This window comes from Flavobacterium sp. H4147 (assembly GCF_029360735.1).
GTDB lineage: Bacteria > Bacteroidota > Bacteroidia > Flavobacteriales > Flavobacteriaceae > Flavobacterium > Flavobacterium endoglycinae.
Genome location: NZ_JARKNB010000002.1, coordinates 956,078 through 971,605, shown reverse-complemented (window position 1 = coordinate 971,605; position 15,528 = coordinate 956,078). Strand labels below are relative to the sequence as shown.

Below are 15,528 nucleotides of genomic sequence, written 5' to 3'. Positions count from 1 at the left end.
ACAAGAAATCATGAGCAATAAATTAATTATAAAGATAGTATCCTTATTTACGATTCTCTTGATGACGGGTTGTCAGAAAGATGATTATACATTCGGATCAATAAATGCACCATCTAATCTTAAGGTAACAGCCGAGATTGTAGGTAAAACAGCCGATGATCCTTACGGAGACGGTTCTGGAACTGTAAAATTTACAGCGGCAGCAGATAACGCAATTTCATACAAATATGTGTACAGCGATGGAACTTCTGATAATGCACCAAATGGTAAAATCACTAAACGATTCACTAAAACCGGAGTTAATACCTATACTGTAACTGTAGTTGCTACCGGAAAAGGCGGATCTGCAAGCAACACTACAATTGATGTTGAGGTAAAAAGTGATTTCAGTGACGATCAAGCAGTACAATTGTTAACTGGTGGAAGTTCTAAAAAATGGTATTGGGCAGCAGGTGAGCCGGGGCACTTAGGTGTTGGACAAAATGATGGCGATGCGACCAAAAACTTCTATGCTAATTACTATCAAGCAGGACCATTTGAAAAAGCAGGTTCTCCAACAAGCAGCTGTTTGTATGAAAATGTATTGACTTTCTCTTTAGATGGAGAACAATTGAAATTTCAATTAGACAATGGCGGATCAACATTCTTTAACGCAGCTTTTTCAAGCGTAGCAGGAGGAAGTGGACCAGATGATGCTTGTTTATCATATAACACAAGCGGAGTGAAAACAGTTTCATTAAGCCCTTCAGAATCAGTTGTAATGTCTAATCCAGATCATGCAACACAAACAAGAGGAACAACAATGAACTTCTCAGATGGTGGATTTATGGGCTACTATATCGGACAAAGTTCGTATGAAATCCTTTCTATCACAGCAAACCGTATGGTTGTTAGAGCCGTTATGGGAGGAAATCCAGCATTAGCTTGGTACCATATTTTTACAACGACACCTCCAAACCAAAATCCAACTACGGATTACACCAATTTAGTATGGTCAGAAGAATTTAATACTGACGGAGCACCAGATCCAGCAAAATGGGGTTATGATTTAGGAAGAGGTAATAATGGTTGGGGAAATAACGAACAACAAAACTATACTAATTCAGCGTCGAACATTGTGGTACAAGGTGGAGTTCTTAAAATCACTGCTAAAAAAGAAGCTTCTGGCGGAGCAAATTATTCTTCAGCAAGAATTAAAACGGATGGAAAATACTCCTTTACCTATGGAAAAGTTGAGGTGCGTGCTAAACTTCCAGCAGGTGGAGGAACATGGCCGGCAATCTGGATGTTAGGACAAAATTATGCTACTAAAATCTGGCCGGAATGCGGAGAAATTGATATAATGGAACACGTAGGAAACAGTCAGAATCTGATTCACGGAACTTTGCACTACCCTGGACATTCTGCTGGAAATGCTAACACAGGCTCTAAAACAATTCCGAATGTTTCAACAGAATTCCATATTTACAAAACAATATGGAGTCCAGCATCTGTAGCTATTTACGTTGATGATACATTGATACATACGGTGCCAAACGATGCATCACTGCCTTTTAACAGCGACTTCTTCCTAATATTGAATTTTGCTATGGGAGGTACTTTTGGAGGTAATATTGATCCTGCTTTTTCACAGGCAACTTTTGAAGTTGATTATGTTAGAGTGTATCAATAGGTTAATTAATTAGTAATTTTAAGTAAGAAGGTCAGTTTTGCGACTGGCCTTCTTATGTTTTAAAACGCAATCAAATAACATGAAAAAAGTAATTTTGGTTTTATTAATCAGCAGTTTCGCTTTTGCACAACAAACAAAGAGAAAACTGGTATGGGAAGAAAATTTCAACAAAAAAACTTTAAACGAAAAAGTCTGGAATTTCGAACTTGGAGACGGCTGTCCAAATCTTTGCGGCTGGGGAAATAACGAAAGACAAATTTATACCAAAAACAACCACGAGTTTAAAGACGGCAATTTAGTAATCGAAGCTAGAAAAGAAGGCGAAAAATATACTTCAACTAAAATTACAACCAAAGGAAAAAAAGAATTTAAATACGGCAGAATAGAAGCAAGAGCAAAGCTTCCTATCGGGCATGGTTTATGGCCGGCATTTTGGATGTTAGGAGCCAATATCGACGAAGTAAAATGGCCAAAAACAGGAGAAATTGATATTCTTGAGTACATAGGAAGAGATCCTCACATGGTTTACACTACCTTACATACTCAAGACAGTCACGGAAATACAATCAATACAAAACGAACTGAATTTCCTACTATTGAGGAAGGATATCACGTTTATGCCATAGAATGGGATAAAGATAAAATTGAGTTTTATGTAGATACCACTTTGGTGTATACTTTTAATCCTGAAAATAAAAATGAAGATACCTGGCCTTTCGATAAGCCGTTTTATATAATTGTGAATCTCGCAATAGGAGGTAATTTTGGCGGACCTGAAGTCGATGATTCGGTTTTACCGCAAAAATATTATGTAGATTACGTTCGCGTTTATCAATAATATAGTACAAAACAGCCAAAAGCTGGACAGAACAGTTGTAATCTTCTTTAAGTCTTTTATTGTTAAATGTTTACAACTGTTTTAAAAGCTTTTTAGTAGCCTGTTTTTCGCATTATTTTTTAACGATTTTGACTAAAAAACAACGCTCCAATAAAAAACTTAACGATTTATTGTTAATTATTATTGCTTTTGTTTGCTTTATAAAATAAATATTTGTTAAATTTGGTTCAGAATATTAACATAACCCAATAAAAGATACGCCTATTATATAAAACTACTTTTTAGAAATTACTCCAAATTATTTAAAACTAAAAAAGTAGTATTATGGCAGATCTGCACATTCCAGACGCTCTATTAGTGAAAAATTATGTCGAAGGCAACGAAACTGCCCTTGCGACATTGATTAAGCGACATGAATCTAAAATATATGGATTTATATATTCAAAAATTGCTGATAGAGATATTTCAAATGATATTTTTCAAGATACTTTCATTAAAGTAATCAAAACTTTAAAAAGCAACTCCTATAATGAAGAAGGTAAATTTCTTCCGTGGGTAATGCGTATTTCACACAACCTGATTGTGGATCATTTCCGTAAAACTAAAAAAATGCCCATGTACAGAGAAACCGAAGAATTTTCGATTTTCTCTATCATGTCTGATGATGCATTAAATGTAGAAGGGAAAATGATTTTAGATCAAGTTGAGGTAGATCTAAAAAGATTGATTGAAGAACTTCCTGAAGATCAAAAAGAAGTTTTAATCATGCGTATGTATCAGGATATGAGTTTTAAAGAAATATCAGAATTAACTGATGTAAGTATCAACACCGCATTAGGAAGAATGCGTTATGCGCTAATGAATTTGAGAAAAATTATCGACAAACATCAAATTATTTTGACCAACTAATACTAATTTGAAAATAAGTCCGTTATACTTGGTATAAACATTTTCATAGTATGGCGAAAATTTACTCAAAGAAAGCATTAGCTTCAAACGATTTAAAACCTAAAAAAGAAGTTGTTTCTTTTTTGCTTAGTTATTCACAGGCTCTAAAAGTGGTGAAAACACAAGACAATAAAAGTTTTGAAATCATGGCTAATTAAACAGCCCGCCGCTATGGTCGGATGTTTATTCTGATAAAACCAAATGGTCGTTTTGGTTTAAAAGCTCACTATTTGTATGCAAATACAGATAGTGAGTTTTTTTATGTACACCTCTTCGTAATAAGAATTAACTCAAGATGTAAGTTTTTTGGTTGTATTTTAATATTTATTGTTAAAGTTTTAAATTTTTTAATGTATTTATTACTTTATTCGATAATTAATTTTATTTTAGTTAAAAAGTAAATTTTATCTCATACAAAACGAGGATAAGCTATTTTTAATATAATTGATAACCAAAACCAAAATAAAAATTTTAACTAAAAACCAGTATTTATATGACAAAAAACTACTCACCTGCATTTCTGTTTTGTTGTTTGTAGATCCTAATTTTTTATTATGATCTAGATTTTACATCTGTAAAATCTTTCCCAAAAACCTAATCTATTTTAAATAACAAAACCTAACAAGAAATGAAAAATAACCTTAGAATGTTATCAATTTCATTATTGGTAACCATTGGAGTATTTGCTCAAAAAGAGCAAATTAAAGAAGCGCAAGCTTTATATGATAAAGGAAAAAACGAAGAGGCATTGGCAGTTTTGAAAAAAATAGAATATCTCATCGTAAACGCTTCTGATACTGATAAATCGGATTTCTTTTTTATAAAAGGAAATGTTTGTAAAGATTTAGCAGCCAAAAACATTGATGCTGTTACTAATTTCGCTTTAGCATCGAGTGCTTATCAGGATATCCTTTTGTATGAAAATGATTCCCGAAATTACAAGTATGCGTTTAAAGCTAATCAAGCGTTAAAAGCAATGAAATCAACATTAGTAGATGGAGCTTTTAATGATTACAATGCTGGAAAGTTCAAAGAAAGCGCGGCTAAAAGTTATGAAGTGTACCAAATCGATAAAAAAGACACTTTAAACTTAATGAACGCTGCTGGAGCGGCTCTTTCAGGTAAAGATTATGTCTCGGCAATAAAGTATTTTGATGAACTTAGACGAATTAATTATACCGGAAAAGGAGTCGTTTATTATGCAACAAACAAAAAAACAAAAGTAGAAGAAGCTTTTATTTCGTATAGTGCCCGAGAATCAAACATTCAGGCAGGACTTTATGAAAAGCCAAGAAACGTTTATCCTCCTTCTAAAAAAGAAGAAGTATTAACCTCACTTGCCTTCTGTTATCTTGAGCGAAATGATTATGTAAATGCGGCGAAATATTATGAAACAGATTTGCAGTTAAATGCAAATTGCATGGATTGTTATATTAACCTCACGTATGTAAAAATGCAGCAGAAAAAGGAGTTGGTCAATCAAATGGATCTTTTGGGAAATACTCCTAAAGATTTAAAAGAATACGATAAACTGAATGCGCAAAAAGATGAAATTGTAAAAAGTGCTATTCCGTATCTTCAAAAAGCGCTAACAATAGAACCTAAAAATGAAGATGTTATAAAATCTCTTTTAGGTGTTTATCGTTCGTTAGATATGATGAACGAGTATAATGCATTAAAAAACAGTAAATAAAAATAAAAAAGAAGCTGCTAAACTTTCTTTTTAGCAGCTTCTTCTAATATTGATTTTTTACCAATAGTTCTGGTAATAATATCTCTTTCTAAATTCCATCCTCTTGCTGGAGAATATTCACGTCCATACCAGATTATCTGTAAATGGAGGTCATTCCATAACTCTCTTGGGAATAATCGTTTAGCATCTTTTTCTGTTTGAACGACACTTTTTCCATTAGAAAGATTCCATCTGTGCATTAATCTATGAATGTGCGTATCAACTGGAAATGCGGGCACTCCAAAAGCCTGAGACATTACCACACTGGCCGTTTTGTGTCCAACAGCTGGTAATGCTTCAAGTGCTTCAAAACTCTGAGGAACTTCGCCATTATGTTTTTCAATTAAAATTTCGGACAAACCATGAATTCCTTTTGATTTCATAGGAGACAGACCACACGGACGAATAATTTCCTTAATTTCTTCAATCGTCATTTTTACCATATCATACGGATTATCTGCTTTAGCAAATAACAAAGGTGTAATTTGATTTACACGCACATCTGTACATTGCGCAGAAAGCAGTACGGCAATTAATAATGTATAAGGATCTTTATGGTCAAGCGGAACAGGTATAGTAGGGTAGAGTTCTTTTAAAGTGTCAATAACAAATTGTACACGTGCTTCTTTGTTCATTTTTGTAATTTAAATATTGGTAAAAATAAGGAATTATAGTTTATAAGTTATCTTTGTGAGTGAATCTAAAATCAACAATCTAAAAATAGAAATTATGACAACATTAAAAGCTGGAGACAAAGCACCTAGTTTTTCAGGAACAGATCAAGATGGAAAAACTCATAAATTATCTGATTATGCAGGAAAGAAATTGGTAGTTTTCTTTTATCCAAAAGCAAGTACGCCAGGCTGTACAGCTGAAGCTTGCGATTTAAGAGATAATTTTCACCGTTTTCAAGCCAATAATTACGAACTTCTTGGAGTAAGTGCCGACAGCCCAAAAGCACAGATAAAATTCAAAGAAAAATATGAATTGCCATTTCCCTTATTAGCTGATGAAGATAAATCGGTAATTAATGCTTTTGGAGTTTGGGGACCAAAGAAATTTATGGGTAAAGAATATGACGGAATCCACAGAACTACTTTCGTAATAGATGAAAAAGGAATCATTGAAGAAGTAATCGAAAATGTAAAAACAAAAGAACATGCTTCGCAGATATTGAAATAGTTTTTTATTTGAGGTTTCAAGTTTCACGTTTCAAGTTATTGTTGTAGCGGATATTTTTTTTACCGCAAATTACGCTAAGTTTTTTTACTTAAGTTTATGCTAAATACGCAAAGTTCGCAAAGCTAAATCTACACAACGCTTTGCGAACTTTGTGTTTATATTAAGTTTGGCTCAAAAGAAAAACTTAGCGTGCTTTGCGATAAATTAAACATCAAGTACACAACTTGAAACCTGAAACAAAAAAAGTCCCTTTTTCTGGGACTTTTTTTATTACGTATTTTGTTCTAATTCTTTCTGTGGATGATATCCAAAAAGATGATGTTCTTTGATGATTTCCGAAATACCCGGCGGGAGCATTGGTTCCCAGCCTTTTTTTCCTTGGTTGATCATTTTTAAAACCTCACGAGAGAAAACAGATAAATTATCAGGATCATAATCTTCAATATCCACAACTTTTCCATTAAACTTGAAGAACTTGTATAGTTCTTTCATTCTCGGATGCACTTTTAAGTTGTTTGAATTCATTAATACACCATCTTCATCTAACATTGGATACAAGAATACTTTCATATCGCGGTAGAATAATTTTCCAAAAGCTTCCAGAATTCCTCCACTTAAATGACGGTAATATTTCTCATCAAAAATGTCAACAAGATTATTGACACCCATTGCTAATCCCATACGAGATTTAGTATAATTAGCGAAGTATTCAACCACTTTGTAGTATTCTTGGAAATTCGAAATCATAACCGTTTGTCCAAGCGAACAAAGTAATTCAGCTCTGTCCATAAAATCACGTTCGTCGATTTCTCCATCAGAACGTAAATTCGAAAGCGTGATTTCAAAAACAACAAGTGTATTATTTTTTTCAACTTTATTTTCTTTGAGAAACATTTCTAATGATTTCTCATACATATCCATGTTCACTTTTGTAACAGGGCGGAAACTTCCTCGTAAAGCTAAAAGGTTCTTTTTGTAAAGAATAGCAGCCGGAAGAATGTTTTTTCCTTCAGGATTGAACATTACGGCATCAGTCATTCCGTTTTTAACCAACTGTAAACTCATCAAACGATTGTCAACATCGGCAAAACGAGGTCCAGAAAAGTTAATGGTATCGATCTCTAATTGGTCTTTGTCTAAGTGATCGTATAAATAACGCAGTAAACGTTTAGGATCGTTGTATTTGTAAAAAGCACCGTAAATTAAGTTAACCCCTAAAATTCCCAGTGTTTCTTGTTGTAATCTTGCGTCGGTTTCTCTAAAACGAATGTGAAGAATAATTTCGTTATAAGCTTCGTCCGGCTCTATTTGGTATCGAATTCCAACCCAGCCATGGCCTTTAAATTGTTTGGCAAAATCTATTGTGGCAACTGTGTTGGCATAACTAAAAAAAAGTTTTGTAGGGTGTTTTTCTCGGCTTAAACGCTCTTCGATGATTTGTCCTTCATGAGTAAGCATTTTTTTAAGACGCTCTTCGGTTACATATCTTCCATCGGTTTCGGTACCATAAATGGCGTCGCTAAAATCTTTATCATAGGCAGACATTGCTTTTGCAATTGTTCCCGATGAACCTCCGGATCTGAAAAAATGTCTAACTGTCTCTTGTCCAGCGCCAATTTCAGCAAATGTTCCGTAAATATTCTCGTTTAAATTAATGCGTAATGCTTTGTCTTTTATAGAAGGAATCTGTTCGATGACCCTGTCACCTTTGAGTTTTATTTCTGTACCCATTTTATTTTAAATAGATTTGTTACAAAGTTAGCAAATTAGGCTTCTAATGAAAGAGAAATAATCCTATTTTTGTAAAAAAATTAAGTTCAATTGAAGGTCTATTTTTTAGGTACTGGTACTTCCCAAGGCATTCCGATTATCGGAATCGATCATCCCGTTTGTAAAAGCACTGATGCTAAGGATAAAAGACTCCGCGTATCCATTTGGATTTCGTGGGACGAGCATTCCTATGTAATAGATTGCGGCCCCGATTTCAGGCAGCAGATGCTTTCCTGCGGCTGCCGTAAACTCGATGCGATTTTGTTTACACATGAACATTCCGATCACACTGCTGGATTGGATGATATACGTCCGTTTAACTTCAGACAAGGCGAAATTCCAATTTACGGACACAAACGCGTGTTAGATAATTTAAGACGACGTTTTGATTATGTTTTCGAAACTGTAAACAAGTATCCAGGTGCGCCAAGTGTAAAAACAATCGAAGTTCTAAACGACCAACCATTTGAGGTTGGCGATAAAATGGCCATTCCAATAAACGCCATGCACGGAGATTTACAGGTTTTTGGATACAGAATTGATGATTTTGCTTATTTAACTGATGTAAAAACAATCGAAAAAACCGAAACGGATAAGCTAAAAGGCTTAAAAGTTTTAGTCGTAAATGCGCTGCGCGTTGAACCTCATGACACGCATTTTAACCTGCAGGAAGCACTAGATTTTATTAATCTGGTTAAACCTGAAAAGGCGTATTTAACACATATTAGTCATGTATTAGGCTTTCATGAAGAAGTACAGCAAAAACTTCCTGAAAACGTCTTTTTGGCTTACGATAATCTTGAAATTACAATTTAATTATACCACAAAATGAAAAAATCCTTAATGCTTTATCTTTTTATCCTTGCGATATTAATGAATGTTTTTACCTATATGTTTTACAGCCGTGAGGTAAAATTTGAGCAGGATAGATATGAAAAGACGACTAAAAAGTTAAGAGACAGCATTACTCTTGTGTCAACAAAACTAGCTGAAGCAGATTATTTTTCTTTAGAACACAATGAAAATGCACAAAATTATTTCGATAACAGTGCTTCTGGAGGAAAAATAATTTTATTCGAAAAACTGATTCCAGTTGTAACAGAGAAATTATTAGATTTCAACTCTAATCCTAAAGGGAATCCTTATACTGGACAAGACCAGATTGGTCCCAATAAATTTATCATTAATAAAGTAAAAATCTTAAACCATAGATGGATTATTGCAGATTACAGCAATGGAGAATTATGGGGAGAAGTCTTGTTAAAATACTTTGTTGACGATAAAGAAAACATTACTTTTGAAGTAAATCAAACTTGGTTATATCAAAAATAGGATTTTAAATCCTATTTTTTTTGACCTCAAAATAAATAGGATATATGAAAAAGATGTTTTTGTTTTCGATTATGCTTACCGCTGCAATTTCATGTGGTAAAAAAGTTTCCCAAGAAAATATAACTTCAAAAGAACCTCAAAAAGAAGCAATTGTAGGAGCAGATTCCGATTCTCATGGTTGTAAAGCTTCTGCTGGATATAGTTGGTCAATACTTAAAAAAGAATGCATCAGAGTTTTTAAAGGAACAAAATTGTCACACTACGATAATGGAAAATCCTATACCACCGCATCATACGTAATTTTTGACGGAAATAAAGCTGAACTTTTCTTAGATATCCAAAAAGAATCTATCATTTTAGAAAGAAAATCCGAAGGTGATTCGTGGGTTAATGGCGATTGGCAATTAATTCCTTGGAAAGGTTATGTGCTTAAGAAAGGAAAAGATATTCTTTATACAGGAGAATAAATTTAAATTGCTTCGCCTGTTCGCTATCGCTCGGGTCCAATTTTTTGAAATTCCAAATTCCAAAGTTGGAACCTGAAAAACTTTGACAAAGTTCTAAAAATTCTAGGTTGAAAAATCTTAATCTTCTTCGACCAATTTCCAGTTAAGAAAAGTTGCGATTTTATTAAATATATTCAATAGTTTAATGAAATTCTCATTGTTATCTTTTACGCAAACAATGCTTATTAAATTTGTGGTATTTTCATCTGTGTCGCGACTAGACCAACTATTAAAGCTTTTAGCATTTAATAGTGTTATATCTGTAAAGGGAAAATTGATTTGATTTTTGAAATTAAAATCTGATTTCTGTTTTAATTCTTTAAACGATAAAAGAAATTTTCTTATTTCAGCAGTTTTTATAGAAGAGGTTAATTCTTCATCATAACAAATATTGAAATAGTGATAGCGATCTGACCACATGATTTAAACAATTCCTTTAATAAAATCAGAAGTTACTACTTGGGCAAATTCTTCGTTCAAACTTGCTAAAGCGGTTTGGTGAATTAATTCAGCAGAGAAAACTTCACCGTTTATCCCTTTTTTATTGAAAGTTGCTGTAGCATCAGAAACTAAATATACGTTGTAACCAAAATTTCCTGCCATTCTTGTCGTGGTAGAAACACAATGATCTGTAGTTAAACCTACAATTACAAGATTCGTTATTTTGGCATTATCAATAAGTTCTTTTAAATTGGTTCCAATAAAAGAGCTGTTGACATTTTTTTTAATAATGGTTTCTCCTTCAAGAGGTTTTACCACATTTTGAAATTCATTACCTGGATTTGATTCATTTAAAATCGAATTCGGATTTGAAGAACAATGTTTTATATGAAAAATAGGGAGTTTTTTAGTTCTCCAGATTTTTAAGAGTTCACCTGCTTTTTGCTCAGCATTTGTATTATTTCGATCTCCGCCCCAATAAGCGACGTCAAGAAATCCTTTTTGAATATCAATTAAAATTAATGCTGGATTGTCAAGTTTTGAAATACTCATTTTATTACAAAGGATTTAGTTAAAAACTGTGACTGAATACTAGCCAATCAGCCAATTTTTAAAATCAAAGAAATTTTGTGGCGAAACTCCATGGCCAACAGGATATTCTTTGTAAACCACAGGAATGTTTAGCTTCTCTAAAATAGCTGGTGTTTTTCTTGCCCAATCAATTGGAATAACTTGATCGACAGTTCCGTGTGAAGCGAATATTTTTAGGTTTTTAAAATCGTTATTTTCAAATCCTTCTTTGATGATTTCTTCATTGAAATAGCCACTCATCGCGACAATTCGCTGAATTTTTTCTGGATAAGAAAGTGCTGTTGCATAACTTAAAATCGATCCTTGGCTAAATCCTATTAAAGTTACATTATTGGCATCAATTGGATAATTTGCGACTAATTCATCAATGAAAGAAGCGATTCTGTCCCTAGAAGTTTTTGCTTGCTCATTATCCGAAAATTTATTTTGATCAGCATCAAAGTTGATGGCATACCAAGCATAAGCTCCATATTGCAAATCGTAAGGTGCTCTTGCGGAAATGATATAATAGTTATCAGGAAGTTCTGAAGCAAAAGAGAATAAATCGGCTTCGTTGCTGCCGTATCCGTGTAATAAAAGTAATAACGGATTTTTATCTAAAATTACTTTTGGTTCTTGTATTTTATATTCTAAAGATAGATTCATTTTAGAGGGGGTTATGAGTTTTGAGTTATAAGTTATGAGTTTCCTTTTGTGGAACTTTGTCAAAGTTTTTAATTTCCAAGTTTTAGCTTCCAAGTTTGGAATTTGGAATTTTTGTATTGGAATTTAAAAAATTACCCAATCTTTTTAAACCATTTTTGAAATAATTCTCCAACTAAAGGAATTGGTCTCATTTGACCTTGAATGGCATTAAAAATACCAAAAGTCCACAGAATTGAAATACAAATCCACATTGGGAACGTGATGAAAAAACTATCGAAATTACTGATGATGGCTCCAAAGGAGATAAAAGTTAAAGACAAACCTAAGGCTTGACGGATATGAAAAGAAGCAAAACTATTTTTGTTTTCAGAATTCATACTCATAGCGATTAAAACGCCAATAATTAAAATGTAGCTGGTTATCGCGATTGATTTTCCTTCTTCGACTGAATTATTCATTGTATTATTTTGTAACAAGTTGATTTTGATTTAAAATTCCATAAACAGAACCTTTGATTTCAGTTCCTAAGAAAGCAGAATTTTTAGATTTTGAAAGAATGTTTTCTTTTGTAAAAGTTGATTTTCCTTCAGTTGAAAATAACGTAATATTCGCTTTTGCACCTTCTTGAATAACAGGGTTTTCAAGACCAAAAACACTTCTTGCTGCAGTAAGTTTTTTTATTATAGTTTCTACTGGTAAAACTGTTAATAAAGCCCCAAAAGCACTTTCTAAACCAATAGTTCCGTTTTTGGCTGTATCGAATTCCATTTTCTTGAATTCGATATCGATTGGGTTGTGGTCTGAAGTAATTACGTCAATTGTTCCGTCAGCAATTCCATTTAATAAAGCTTGTCTGTTAACTTCAGTTCGTAATGGAGGTGTCACTTTAAAACGAGTGTCAAAGCCGTCTAGTTTTTCATCGGTTAAAATCAAATGATGCACAGATGCGCTGCAGGTTACATGTAAACCTTTTGCTTTCGCTTCTCTAATTAATTCCACTGATTTAGCTGTAGAAATAGTAGGAATGTGAAGTTTTCCGCCTGTATATTCTAATAAAAATAAGTTTCTAGAAATCTGAAGTTCTTCGGCTAAATTTGGAATTCCTTTTAAACCTAATCTTGTAGAGACAATTCCTTCGTTTGCCACACCATTTCCTTTAATGTTTGAATCTTGCGAATAAGCGATTACCAATCCGTCGAAATCCTGTACATATTGTAAAGCAATTTTCAGAATATTGGCGTTGTCGATGCTTTTGTTGTAATCTCCAAAAGCAATCGCTCCAGAATTTTTCATGTCAAAAAGCTCCGCCATATCTTTTCCTTCACTAGCTTTTGTCAAAGCACCGATTGGGAAAATTTCTGTAGCAAATCCATTTGCTTTATTTTTTACAAAATTTACCTGAGATTGATTGTCAATAATTGGTAATGAATTGGGTTGTAATGCAATTGCTGTAAAACCGCTTTTGGCTGCAACTTGTAATCCGTTAGCAATAGTTTCTCGGTCTTCGTAACCTGGCTCGCCCAGTGAAACACTGCTATCAAACCACCCTTGAGAAACATGAAGATCTTCAAAACGAACAACTTGAGCATCATCATTTGGAAGAGAAACTCCTATTTTTTCTATTACACCATCTGCAATTAAAAGATCAACAGTCTGATTGTGAAACGGACTTTTTGAGTCGATAATTTTGGCGCTTTTGATGATTAGTTTCATATTTTGGATATTTATTTTATTCAAACATTAAATGTTTTTTATTTTCTACCATGAAGAAATTAAGTTCATAAAGAGAAAGAGCTTAATTCTCTGGACATTTATAATAAGATCATAAAGGAAAAACTTAATAATCTTAATGTCTTAATGGTAAAAAAAATCATTTTACAAATTTTATAATTGCTATTTCTAATGCTAAAAATAACAGTGCAAAGATAACAAACCATTTCCAAATCTGGCTGTCGGTACGTTCAGTTTGTAAGGTGTTAAAAATGGTCGAAATCGTATCGGCCGTCTTGAAATCAGAAACTACATTTGTGTTTATTTGACTCAAATCGCTTTCAGTTCTTTTGTAATTAAAACTTAAATTTTCAACCCATTCTTTTTTGTCAAAAACACTATAATTTCCAGCTGTTTCAGGAAAATCATTGAAGGTGAGTTTGACTTTATTATTCAATATCTGCTGGATTGGTATAAATTGATCGTCTGTGCCTTTTACTTCAAGAATGGCATCTTTTGTCAATAAAACATCAACAAAATAAGGCTGATTATTACCAATAGTTAAAGCATTTACACCAGTTTTCTGATTGTTTTGAGCGATTTTATAAAATAGCGGAACAATTAAAGGCGATTGCTGAAAATTGGAATTGCTGCTGTTTATTGGTGCCGAAAAAACAGTAATTCCAGCTGTTGGGTTTTGAACTGCAGTTACAAAAGCACTTTGGTCTTCGTAAGATAAAACGGCTGGATATGGACTTGATATATCAAAAGAAGAATTCGTTTTTGGATATTGGAAATTCGTGATTTTATTCTCAAAAACACCTGAAAATAAAGGGTGATCAAAATTGATTTTCGTAATCAGTTTGCTTTCAGTTTTAAGATTGTTGAATTGGATTTTTCCAAAATTCGCCAAGAAAGAATTGAAGTTAGAAACCGAACTTTTCTCGGAAGGAATCACAACCAAATTGCCTCCTTTTGCAACAAAAGCTTTTAAAGTGGTTTGTAAAGCCTGAGGAATTTCGGCTAATTCATTTAAAATAATCGTGTTTTGTTTTTCTAAACTATTATAGTCTAAAGAGCCGATTGCGTAATTGTTGTAATTGAATTCGGCGGGTGTATAAATTCTAGATAAGAAATTGCTTTTTTCAGGTTCGCCAATACTGATTACGTTTGTTTTTTTGTTTTTAGAAATACTGAAAAACAATTTGTTGTCATAAGCCAATCCATTGTCTTCTATGGAAACATAACCGTGAAAAGCTTCTTTTGGAATGGTAAAATTGATTTTCTTTTTCTTTGCGTCAAAATTGATAATCGTTTTGGCAATTAATTTATTTTGATTGTACAAAGCCGTTGAAACAGGTTTGAAATCTTCACCATATGCCGATAAATTCACACCAATTTCGTAGAAGTTTTCTAAAGTTTGATTGATGTACACGCTGTCAATCGAGATGTTGTTTTTCTGTTCAGCTTCTGGAATTATGAAATAAGGCTTTTCTTCAAAATCAATATTTTTAGTGTCTTTTTCACTTAAACCAACAGCATCAGTAATAATTACGATATCTTTTTTATAGGCTGATTTATGTGCTTTTACTTTTGCCAATATGGACGAAAGTTCAAATGGTGTTGCGCTGTATTTTAGGTTTTGTAAAGCGCTTTTAGATGATTTTATATCGGTATTCCAGTAATTTTCGGTGTTGGTTAAAAGGGAGAATTGAGCGGTTTCGGGTGTGTTTTCTAATAATTCCTGAACGGCACGTTTCAGTAATTCGCCTTTTTTGCCTTTTGCCTGCATACTGAACGAATTATCCAGAATGATGTACATTTCGTTTGTGGCATTTTTGCTGTCTTTTGCTTCGAAAAATGGTTGGGCAAAAGCGATAACCGCACACGTTAACAGTAACAAACGGGTGGCAAGCAATAATCGTTTTTTGATTTTTGAACTTTTACGGGTTTGAACAGCAAGCTCTTTTAAAAAACGAACGTTCGTAAAATATGAAGTTTTAAAACGTCGTAATTGAAATAAATGAACCAAAATTGGAACAATCAATAAAAATAGAAAGTATAGAATTTCGGGATGTTTAAAATGCATTCTGACTTCGATTTACTTCGCTACGTTTTGTTTTTCGCGAAGATGCTGGTCAAAAATACGAATTAAAAATTA

General features: G+C 33.1%; 16 protein-coding genes. 9 read left to right on the top strand and 7 right to left on the bottom strand.

Features of this window, described 5'->3' with window-relative positions:
• Positions 1-10: 10 nt before the first annotated feature.
• The 5 genes from P2W75_RS12060 to P2W75_RS12040 all read left to right on the top strand — a co-directional run bounded on the left by P2W75_RS12060 (position 11) and on the right by P2W75_RS12040 (position 5,151).
• The gene (locus tag P2W75_RS12060) at positions 11-1,672 is read left to right on the top strand and encodes a family 16 glycosylhydrolase (RefSeq protein WP_207297006.1); all 1,662 of its coding nucleotides are present in this window, start codon (positions 11-13) and stop codon (positions 1,670-1,672) included.
• A gap of 79 nt (positions 1,673-1,751) precedes the next feature.
• On the top strand, positions 1,752-2,510 hold the full coding sequence (locus tag P2W75_RS12055; protein ID WP_207297005.1) for a family 16 glycosylhydrolase: 759 nt from the start codon (positions 1,752-1,754) through the stop codon (positions 2,508-2,510).
• A gap of 324 nt (positions 2,511-2,834) precedes the next feature.
• Positions 2,835-3,419, top strand: a complete 585-nt coding sequence (locus P2W75_RS12050; RefSeq protein WP_207297004.1) for an RNA polymerase sigma factor — start codon at positions 2,835-2,837, stop codon at positions 3,417-3,419.
• A gap of 50 nt (positions 3,420-3,469) precedes the next feature.
• Positions 3,470-3,616 carry a hypothetical protein gene (locus P2W75_RS12045; protein WP_276380661.1) on the top strand — a complete coding sequence of 49 codons (147 nt, stop codon included), beginning with the start codon at positions 3,470-3,472 and terminating at the stop codon, positions 3,614-3,616.
• Positions 3,617-4,086: 470 nt separating this feature from the next.
• Positions 4,087-5,151: a hypothetical protein gene (locus P2W75_RS12040; RefSeq protein WP_276380660.1), complete on the top strand. Its 1,065-nt coding sequence runs from the start codon at positions 4,087-4,089 to the stop codon at positions 5,149-5,151.
• A gap of 17 nt (positions 5,152-5,168) precedes the next feature.
• Here the strand turns inward: P2W75_RS12040 and nth are convergent, their stop codons facing one another.
• The gene (nth, locus tag P2W75_RS12035; RefSeq protein ID WP_276380659.1) at positions 5,169-5,825 is read right to left on the bottom strand and encodes an endonuclease III; all 657 of its coding nucleotides are present in this window, start codon (positions 5,823-5,825) and stop codon (positions 5,169-5,171) included.
• 94 nt (positions 5,826-5,919) lie between these two features.
• Between nth and bcp the strand changes: the two genes are divergently transcribed.
• On the top strand, positions 5,920-6,372 hold the full coding sequence (bcp, locus tag P2W75_RS12030; RefSeq protein WP_276380658.1) for a thioredoxin-dependent thiol peroxidase: 453 nt from the start codon (positions 5,920-5,922) through the stop codon (positions 6,370-6,372).
• A gap of 270 nt (positions 6,373-6,642) precedes the next feature.
• Here bcp and P2W75_RS12025 read toward each other — a convergent pair whose 3' ends face one another.
• Positions 6,643-8,103 carry a TonB-dependent receptor gene (locus P2W75_RS12025; RefSeq protein ID WP_207296999.1) on the bottom strand — a complete coding sequence of 487 codons (1,461 nt, stop codon included), beginning with the start codon at positions 8,101-8,103 and terminating at the stop codon, positions 6,643-6,645.
• 90 nt (positions 8,104-8,193) lie between these two features.
• Here P2W75_RS12025 and P2W75_RS12020 point away from each other — a divergent pair, with 90 nt between their 5' ends.
• Genes P2W75_RS12020 through P2W75_RS12010 form a run of 3 tightly spaced genes read left to right on the top strand, consistent with a single transcriptional unit; the run spans position 8,194 to position 9,941 of the window.
• The gene (locus P2W75_RS12020) at positions 8,194-8,958 is read left to right on the top strand and encodes an MBL fold metallo-hydrolase (RefSeq protein ID WP_207296998.1); all 765 of its coding nucleotides are present in this window, start codon (positions 8,194-8,196) and stop codon (positions 8,956-8,958) included.
• Positions 8,959-8,970: 12 nt separating this feature from the next.
• Positions 8,971-9,474: a hypothetical protein gene (locus tag P2W75_RS12015; RefSeq protein WP_276380657.1), complete on the top strand. Its 504-nt coding sequence runs from the start codon at positions 8,971-8,973 to the stop codon at positions 9,472-9,474.
• 44 nt (positions 9,475-9,518) lie between these two features.
• Positions 9,519-9,941 carry a hypothetical protein gene (locus tag P2W75_RS12010; RefSeq protein WP_276380656.1) on the top strand — a complete coding sequence of 141 codons (423 nt, stop codon included), beginning with the start codon at positions 9,519-9,521 and terminating at the stop codon, positions 9,939-9,941.
• A gap of 462 nt (positions 9,942-10,403) precedes the next feature.
• Here P2W75_RS12010 and P2W75_RS12005 read toward each other — a convergent pair whose 3' ends face one another.
• The 5 genes from P2W75_RS12005 to P2W75_RS11985 form a co-directional block, all read right to left on the bottom strand.
• Positions 10,404-10,973: a cysteine hydrolase family protein gene (locus P2W75_RS12005; RefSeq protein WP_276380655.1), complete on the bottom strand. Its 570-nt coding sequence runs from the start codon at positions 10,971-10,973 to the stop codon at positions 10,404-10,406.
• A 39-nt stretch (positions 10,974-11,012) separates the two neighbouring features.
• Entirely contained in the window at positions 11,013-11,657 is a 645-nt protein-coding gene (locus tag P2W75_RS12000) for an alpha/beta hydrolase (protein ID WP_276380654.1), read from the bottom strand.
• A 131-nt stretch (positions 11,658-11,788) separates the two neighbouring features.
• Positions 11,789-12,115 (bottom strand): hypothetical protein, encoded by a 327-nt coding sequence (locus tag P2W75_RS11995; protein ID WP_207296994.1) that lies wholly within the window; start codon positions 12,113-12,115, stop codon positions 11,789-11,791.
• A 4-nt stretch (positions 12,116-12,119) separates the two neighbouring features.
• Positions 12,120-13,370, bottom strand: coding sequence for a dihydroorotase family protein (locus P2W75_RS11990; RefSeq protein ID WP_276380653.1), 1,251 nt, complete (start codon positions 13,368-13,370; stop codon positions 12,120-12,122).
• 157 nt (positions 13,371-13,527) lie between these two features.
• Positions 13,528-15,456 (bottom strand): BatA and WFA domain-containing protein, encoded by a 1,929-nt coding sequence (locus P2W75_RS11985; protein WP_276380652.1) that lies wholly within the window; start codon positions 15,454-15,456, stop codon positions 13,528-13,530.
• Positions 15,457-15,528: the final 72 nt, after the last annotated feature.

What these genes read in the sequence shown, in the direction of transcription:
- P2W75_RS12060 (WP_207297006.1), top strand. Translation starts at nt 11, where the DNA reads ATGAGCAATAAATTAATTATAAAGATAGTATCCTTATTTACGATTCTC.
- P2W75_RS12055 (WP_207297005.1), top strand. Translation starts at nt 1,752, where the DNA reads ATGAAAAAAGTAATTTTGGTTTTATTAATCAGCAGTTTCGCTTTTGCA.
- P2W75_RS12050 (WP_207297004.1), top strand. Translation starts at nt 2,835, where the DNA reads ATGGCAGATCTGCACATTCCAGACGCTCTATTAGTGAAAAATTATGTC.
- P2W75_RS12045 (WP_276380661.1), top strand. Translation starts at nt 3,470, where the DNA reads ATGGCGAAAATTTACTCAAAGAAAGCATTAGCTTCAAACGATTTAAAA.
- P2W75_RS12040 (WP_276380660.1), top strand. Translation starts at nt 4,087, where the DNA reads ATGAAAAATAACCTTAGAATGTTATCAATTTCATTATTGGTAACCATT.
- nth (WP_276380659.1), bottom strand. Translation starts at nt 5,825, where the DNA reads ATGAACAAAGAAGCACGTGTACAATTTGTTATTGACACTTTAAAAGAA.
- bcp (WP_276380658.1), top strand. Translation starts at nt 5,920, where the DNA reads ATGACAACATTAAAAGCTGGAGACAAAGCACCTAGTTTTTCAGGAACA.
- P2W75_RS12025 (WP_207296999.1), bottom strand. Translation starts at nt 8,103, where the DNA reads ATGGGTACAGAAATAAAACTCAAAGGTGACAGGGTCATCGAACAGATT.
- P2W75_RS12015 (WP_276380657.1), top strand. Translation starts at nt 8,971, where the DNA reads ATGAAAAAATCCTTAATGCTTTATCTTTTTATCCTTGCGATATTAATG.
- P2W75_RS12010 (WP_276380656.1), top strand. Translation starts at nt 9,519, where the DNA reads ATGAAAAAGATGTTTTTGTTTTCGATTATGCTTACCGCTGCAATTTCA.
- P2W75_RS12005 (WP_276380655.1), bottom strand. Translation starts at nt 10,973, where the DNA reads ATGAGTATTTCAAAACTTGACAATCCAGCATTAATTTTAATTGATATT.
- P2W75_RS12000 (WP_276380654.1), bottom strand. Translation starts at nt 11,657, where the DNA reads ATGAATCTATCTTTAGAATATAAAATACAAGAACCAAAAGTAATTTTA.
- P2W75_RS11995 (WP_207296994.1), bottom strand. Translation starts at nt 12,115, where the DNA reads ATGAATAATTCAGTCGAAGAAGGAAAATCAATCGCGATAACCAGCTAC.
- P2W75_RS11990 (WP_276380653.1), bottom strand. Translation starts at nt 13,370, where the DNA reads ATGAAACTAATCATCAAAAGCGCCAAAATTATCGACTCAAAAAGTCCG.
- P2W75_RS11985 (WP_276380652.1), bottom strand. Translation starts at nt 15,456, where the DNA reads ATGCATTTTAAACATCCCGAAATTCTATACTTTCTATTTTTATTGATT.